7 protein-coding genes and 1 pseudogene are annotated in these 6,066 nt (G+C 72.5%); 4 read left to right on the top strand and 4 right to left on the bottom strand.

Annotation, left to right across the window (positions count from 1 at the left end):
- Both ACTIR_RS22025 and ACTIR_RS0106380 read left to right on the top strand, forming a co-directional pair.
- Positions 1 to 736 (top strand): annotated as a pseudogene (locus ACTIR_RS22025) (AMP-binding enzyme); the annotation flags it as partial.
- A complete protein-coding gene (locus ACTIR_RS0106380; RefSeq protein WP_026453636.1) occupies positions 733 to 1,617 on the top strand; it encodes a 1,4-dihydroxy-2-naphthoate polyprenyltransferase in 885 nt (294 codons plus the stop codon). The pseudogene ACTIR_RS22025 and the gene ACTIR_RS0106380, both read left to right, overlap by 4 nt.
- Before the next feature lie 18 nt (positions 1,618 to 1,635).
- On the opposite strand, the gene cds1 is transcribed toward ACTIR_RS0106380, so the two are convergent.
- Together cds1 and ACTIR_RS0106370 are read right to left on the bottom strand one after the other, a co-directional pair.
- Positions 1,636 to 2,721, bottom strand: a complete 1,086-nt coding sequence (gene cds1, locus ACTIR_RS0106375; protein WP_026453635.1) for an L-cysteine desulfhydrase Cds1 — start codon at positions 2,719 to 2,721, stop codon at positions 1,636 to 1,638.
- Entirely contained in the window at positions 2,718 to 3,206 is a 489-nt protein-coding gene (locus tag ACTIR_RS0106370) for a DUF4229 domain-containing protein (RefSeq protein WP_034238688.1), read from the bottom strand. Before ACTIR_RS0106370 ends, cds1 begins: the two co-directional genes overlap by 4 nt.
- A 184-nt stretch (positions 3,207 to 3,390) precedes the next feature.
- Between ACTIR_RS0106370 and ACTIR_RS0106365 the strand changes: the two genes are divergently transcribed.
- Positions 3,391 to 3,600 carry a BldC family transcriptional regulator gene (locus ACTIR_RS0106365; RefSeq protein ID WP_026453633.1) on the top strand — a complete coding sequence of 70 codons (210 nt, stop codon included), beginning with the start codon at positions 3,391 to 3,393 and terminating at the stop codon, positions 3,598 to 3,600.
- A 163-nt stretch (positions 3,601 to 3,763) separates the two neighbouring features.
- Positions 3,764 to 3,952: a hypothetical protein gene (locus tag ACTIR_RS0106360; protein ID WP_007024819.1), complete on the top strand. Its 189-nt coding sequence runs from the start codon at positions 3,764 to 3,766 to the stop codon at positions 3,950 to 3,952.
- A gap of 77 nt (positions 3,953 to 4,029) precedes the next feature.
- Here the strand turns inward: ACTIR_RS0106360 and ACTIR_RS0106355 are convergent, their stop codons facing one another.
- Positions 4,030 to 5,202 (bottom strand): MinD/ParA family ATP-binding protein, encoded by a 1,173-nt coding sequence (locus ACTIR_RS0106355; RefSeq protein WP_026453632.1) that lies wholly within the window; start codon positions 5,200 to 5,202, stop codon positions 4,030 to 4,032.
- A gap of 80 nt (positions 5,203 to 5,282) precedes the next feature.
- Positions 5,283 to 6,066: c-type cytochrome biogenesis protein CcsB (gene ccsB / locus ACTIR_RS0106350; protein ID WP_026453631.1), on the bottom strand; the 784-nt coding region annotated here is incomplete at its 5' end.

The raw sequence follows: 6,066 nt of genomic DNA, 5'->3' as shown, positions 1-6,066 counted from the left end.
GTCCCGGCCCGCACTACACCGCCCTGGTGCCCACCCAGCTCAGCCGCCTGCTGGACGCCGGGGGCGCCGGGGCGGAACTGTTCGACGCGATCGTGCTCGGCGGTGCCCCGCTGCCCGACGACCTGCGCCGCCGCGCCGTCGACGCCGGGGTGCGGGTGGTCTCCTCCTACGGCATGAGTGAGACCGCGGGCGGGTGCGTCTACGAGGGCGCCCCGCTGGACGGGGTCCGCCTGCGTCGGGGCGAGGGTGGCCGTGTCGAGATCGCCGGGGACGTGCTCACGCACGGCTACCGGCTCGCGCCGGAGCTGACCGCCTCGGCACTGGTCGACGGGTGGTTCCGCACCGGCGACGTCGGTGAGTTCGCCGACGACGGGACGCTGCGCATCCTCGGGCGGGTCGACGACCTGATCAACACCGGCGGGGTGAAGGTCCCCGCCGGGCGGGTGGAACAGGTGCTCACCGCACACCCGGCGGTCGGCGCCGCGTGCGTGGTGGGGCTGCCGGACCCGGAGTGGGGCCAGCGGGTCGCCGCCGCCGTCGTCCCCGCGGCCCCGCGCACACACCTCCGCCGAGCCCGGACGCGCTGCGCGCGCACGTGCGGGCCGAACTGGGCGCGGCGGCGGCGCCGAAGCTGCTGCTCGTCGTGCCGGAGCTACCGCTCACCGGTCCGGGCAAGGTGCACCGGGACGCGGTGCGTGCCCAGCTCACCGCGCGCGGAACCGATGCCGAACAATGAGCCCCATGGCGACCGCCGCGCAGTGGATCGAAGGGGCACGACCCCGCACGTTGCCCAACGCCGTCGCCCCCGTGCTCGTCGGAGCGGGGCTGGCGGCCGAGCTCTCCGCGTTGTCCTGGCTGCGGTCGGGACTGGCGTTGCTGGTGTCCCTGGCTCTGATCATCGGGGTCAACTTCGCCAACGACTACTCCGACGGCGTGCGCGGCACCGACGACGAGCGCACCGGGCCGCAACGGCTCGTCGGCTCGGGGGTGGCCACCGCGCGGTCGGTGCTGACGGCCGCCTGGACGTCGTTCGCGGTCGCGGCGGTCTTCGGGCTCGTGCTGGTGGCCCTGTCCGGCCGGTGGTGGCTGCTCGCGGTGGGTGCGGTGAGCATCGGGGCGGCCTGGTTCTACACCGGCGGCAGCAGGCCCTACGGCTACTCCGGCCTCGGCGAGCTCGCGGCGTTCACGTTCTTCGGGCCGGTCGCGGTGCTCGGCACCGTGTACGTGCAGGCGGGCACGGTGAACTGGGAGTCCGTGGTCGGTGCGGTCGCGGTGGGGGCGTGGTCGGCGGCCGTGCTCGTGGCGAACAACCTGCGGGACATCCCCACCGACCGCGAGACCGGCAAACACACCGTCGCCGTCCGGCTGGGGGACACCGCGACCCGCAGGCTCTGGCTCGCCCTGGTGATCGTGCCGTTCGTGGTCACCGTGGTGCTGGGCCCGGTGCACCCGCTGGCGTTCGTGGGGGTGATCGCCCTGGTGCTGATCGCCGCGCCCGCCCGTGCCGTCCTGACGGGGTACGAGGGCGAGGATCTGATCCCCGTGCTCCGCGACACCGGCATGTCGATGCTGGCCTGGGCCGCGCTCACCGGCGCGGCGCTGGGGCTGGCGGGCTGAAGCACGGACGGCGTCCGGTCAGGCCGGGCCCGGCACCTCCGGCGTCGGGAAGACTCCGGTGGTGGTGAACTGCTCGAACGCGCGCAGGTGCGGGTCGAGGTCGAGGCCCTGCTCGTCGACCCAGGCGTCGTCGTAGTAGGTGTTGGCGTAGCGCTCACCGCCGTCGCACAGCAACGTGACCACGCTGCCCCGCCTGCCCTCGGCGCGCATCCGCGAGATCAGGGCGAACGCGCCGTACAGGTTGGTCCCCGTCGAGCCCCCGGCCCAGTGGCCGGTGCGCTCGCGCAGGTACCGGATCGCGGCCAGGGACGACGCGTCCGGCACGCGGATCATCTCGTCGATCACCTCGGGCACGAACGACGGCTCGACCCGGGGGCGCCCGATGCCCTCGATCCGGGACGGCATCCCGGTGCTGTAGTCCCGGGCGCCGGTCTCCCAGGCACCGGCGAACGCCGAGTTCTCCGGGTCGACCACCGCGATGCGGGTGTCGTGCCTGCGGTAGCGCACGTACCGGCCGAACGTCGCGCTCGTGCCGCCGGTGCCCGCGCCCACGACGATCCACGCCGGGACGGGGTGCCGCTCCGAACGCAGCTGGGTGAACACCGACTCGGCGATGTTGTTGTTGCCCCGCCAGTCGGTCGCGCGTTCCGCGTAGGTGAACTGGTCGAGGTAGTGCCCGCCGCACTCCGCGGCCAGGCGTTCGGCCTCCGAGTACATCTCCGGGCCGCTGTCCACGAAGTGGCACCGGCCGCCGTAGAACTCGATGAGGTCGATCTTCTCCTGGCTGGTCTTGCGCGGCACCACGGTGACGAACTCCAGCCCCAGCATCCGCGCGAAGTACGCCTCGGAGACCGCCGTGGAGCCGCTGGAGGCCTCCACGAGCACGGTTTCCGGACCGATCCGGCCGTTGACCAGCCCGTACAGCAGCAGTGAGCGGGCGAGGCGGTGCTTGAGCGAGCCGGTGGGATGCACCGACTCGTCCTTCAGGTAGAGGTCGATACCCCAGTCCGGTGGGAGCGGGAACACGTGCAGGTGCGTGTCGGCGCTGCGGTTGGCGTCGGCCTCGATGATGCGGACGGCCTCCCGCACCCACTCGTGATTCACCGCGTGCCCTCCCCGTCGGTGTTCCCGGTGTCCCCGGTGCGCTCGGTGTCCCCTGTGCCCTCGGTGTTTCCGGTGCCCTCGGGGTCCCCTGTGCCCCCGGGGTCCTCGGTGCGCGCCGTGTCCCCGGTGTCCCGGTCCCCGGCGTCCTGCTCGCCGGTGGTGTCCGTCCCGGTGGTGTCCCGGACGTCCTCGCCGCGCAGTTCGGCGCGCAACCGGGCGCGTTCCGCCGCCCGGCGTGCGTTCCGGGCGGCGAGCCCCGCCGTCACGCGCTCGTTCAGCGAACGCAGCAGCAGCAACCCGAAGGGCATGCCGACGAAGAACCCGACGACGAGTGCCACCAGCAACGGCACCCCGGGGACCAGGGCCAACGGGACCGTGATCACCACGACCAGCGCCAACCGGGCGAGCACGTACAACACGAGGTCACGGACGAAGGTGTCGCCCGTCCGCCGGTCGCTGTCGGATCCAGTCACGTCGGTGCTCACATCGTTCGAGGTTACGCGGGCGGGAACGCGGTACCGCAAGCCGGCCACGACAGTGGTGCTCCCGCCACATCCTCCCGGACCGGGCGGTTTGTCCCTTACTACCTCTTTACTCTCCGACAACCGTTCGAGTACCCGCCGGGGGAAGTGCCACGATTGCGTCGCGAATGACGAAGGAGGGCGGACAGTGACCACGAGCACTGGAGGACGGCTGCTCACCCCGGGTGAGGTCGCGGCGTTGTTCCGGGTGGATCCGAAGACGGTGACGCGCTGGGCCACGGCGGGCCGTATCGGGTCGATCCGGACCCCGGGCGGCCACCGGCGATTCCGGGAGTCGGAGGTCAATCAACTGCTGGAGGAACTGACCACCGACGCGGGCGACGTCGTCCGCGACTGAGCCGTCGCAACGCCGCTCGGGCCGCCGGTCGGGACCCGGTCGGGCACCGTGGGACGACCGGGGTGCCTCCGGTGTGGTGGGCACCCCGCGTCCCGGAACTCGACAACAGGGTTAATCTCGGAGGCGGTACCCCACCCGCGCGTGCACACCGAAGGGAGCGGGCATGCTCTACCTGCTCGCGGCGATCGGCGCCCTCACCATCGCGGTCCTGTTGTGGCGGGCCTTCGGCGCCGACCGGGTCGGCGTGTCCACGCCCCGGTCCGAGGCACCGCTCGCCCCCGACGACGACCCCGAATTCCTCCGCGAACTCAACGAACGGCAACGCAGGCAGGACGACGAGGGCGGCAGCTGAGCCCGTCCCCCTGCTCCTCCGCCGAGCCCGCCCTGTCGGCCGGGTTCCGGGCAGGCCGGGTTCAGGGCAGGCCGGATTCAGCGGACGAACCTGTCGGTGTCGAACCCGTCCGCCACGGTCGCGGCCAGTTCGAGCAGTGCCCGCCGCGTGTCCGGATGGAGCCGGTCCAGGTCGATCTCGGCTCCTTCCTCCAGATGCGCGTCGAACGGGATTCGCGCCACCGCCCGCACCCGGGCCGCGAAGTGCGCGGCGAGCCGGTCCAGATCGACCGAGCCCGCCTTCGGCCGCACGGAGTTGATCACCGCGACCGACCGGGTCACCAGGTCCCCGTAGCCGTGGGCGTCCAGCCAGTCCAGGGTCGCCGACGCACTGCGCGCCCCGTCCAGGGACCCGGACGAGACCACCACCAGGGAGTCCGCGGAGTCCAGCACACCCTTCATCGCCGAGTGCATCAGCCCGGTGCCGCAGTCGGTGAGCACGACGTTGTAGAAGTGCTCCAGCAACGCCACCGCACGCAGGTAGTCCTGTTCGGAGAACGCCTCGGACACGGCCGGATCGGACTCGCTGGCGAGCACCTCCAGCCTGCTGGGCCCCTGCGAGGTGTAGGCGCGCACGTCGCTGTAGCGGGTCACGCTGTCCGCGTCGCGCAGCAGGTGCCGCACCGTCGCCGTGGTCTCGATCGGGATCTTCTGCGCGAGCGTGCCCCGGTCCGGGTTCGCGTCCACGGCGATCACCCGGTCCCCCCGCAGGGACGCGAACGTCGAGCCGAGCGCGGTCGTCACCGTGGTCTTGCCCACCCCGCCCTTCAGGCTCAGCATCGCGATGCGGTGACACCCCCGCAGCGGCTGGTTGACCCGGTGGGAGAGCTCCCGTTCCCGGCGGTCGGCGGGGCTCTCGCCCGGGTTCACGAGTCCGCCGGTACCGAGGTAGACCAGCCTGCGCCACCCGGACCGGGGGGCGCGCTTCATCCGGCGTACGAACCGGACGTTGTCCAGGTCGGAACCCGGACCACCGGAACCGTGCGCGGGGCCCGGCGCGTGGTACCGGCCGCCGCGCGGCTGCGGCAGCGGCTCACCCTGCGGGAACGGGTGCCGGGGGCCGCCGTGGGGCTCCTGCCCGGCGGGTGGTCCCCCGGGTCCGGGGTATCCCGCCGGGGCGTACGGGGGCCGTGCGGGGTACGGCGCGGAGTCGGTGCCCGATCGGGGAGAACGTGGTTGCTCCCACCCGCCGTGCTCACTGGGTCCGGTCACCGCGTCGATCCTCCGATCGGTTGCGAACTCCCCCTTGTGCGTGTCCCCCGTGTGACGGTAGTCCCTGATCCGGCGGAACGTCAGCCGACTCCCGCGTACGAGTGAAGCCCCGCCGTCACCAGGTTGACGAAGAACAGGTTGAACACCGTCACCGCGAACCCGACGACGTTGATCGCCGCCGCCCGGGTGCCGCGCCACCCTGCGGTGGCGCGCGAGTGCAGGTAAGCGGCGTAGACCACCCAGGCGATGAACGCCACGGTCTCCTTGGGGTCCCATCCCCAGAACCGGCCCCACGCGGCCTCGGCCCAGACCGCACCGCACAGCACGCCGAAGGTGAAGATCGGGAAGGCCAGGACGGTGGTGCGGTAGGCCACCCGGTCGAGGACGTCGAGCGCGGGCAGGCGCGGGCCGAACCGGGCGAACTTCGCGGGATCACGTTCGTGCGCGGCCCGGAACAGGTACAGCAGGCTGGCCACACCGGGCACCAGGAACACCCCGGAGGAGATCGCGGCGGCGGCGACGTGGATGACCAACCAGTACGACTGGAGCGCGGGCTGCACCGGTGCCGCGACGGCGTAGAGCATCGTGCCGCCGACGAACATCAGGATCACCACGGGCAGCAGCATGAACGCCGACAGGTGCCGGATCGGGTACCGGCGCAGCATCACGAGCCAGGCGACGACCGTGACCAGGCAGATCGCCATGATGTACTCGTACATGTTGCCCCAGGGCGCCCGGTCCGTGGCCAGTCCCCGCAGCACCAACGCGGACAGGTGCAGCAGCGCGCCCAGCACGATGAGCGCCACGCCCATCCGGCCCGCCCGCTCGGCGCGGGTGCGGGCCCCGTGCGGCGGGTCCGCGACG

Source organism: Saccharomonospora iraqiensis subsp. iraqiensis, assembly GCF_000430445.1.
In the GTDB taxonomy this organism is placed as follows: Bacteria; Actinomycetota; Actinomycetes; order Mycobacteriales; family Pseudonocardiaceae; genus Saccharomonospora; species Saccharomonospora iraqiensis.
This window is presented reverse-complemented; position numbering and strand designations above follow the sequence as displayed.

Bases quoted from the DNA above. Each gene is read 5' to 3' on its own strand.
- ACTIR_RS0106380 (WP_026453636.1), top strand. From the start codon at position 733: ATGAGCCCCATGGCGACCGCCGCGCAGTGGATCGAAGGGGCACGACCC.
- ACTIR_RS0106360 (WP_007024819.1), top strand. From the start codon at position 3,764: ATGCTCTACCTGCTCGCGGCGATCGGCGCCCTCACCATCGCGGTCCTG.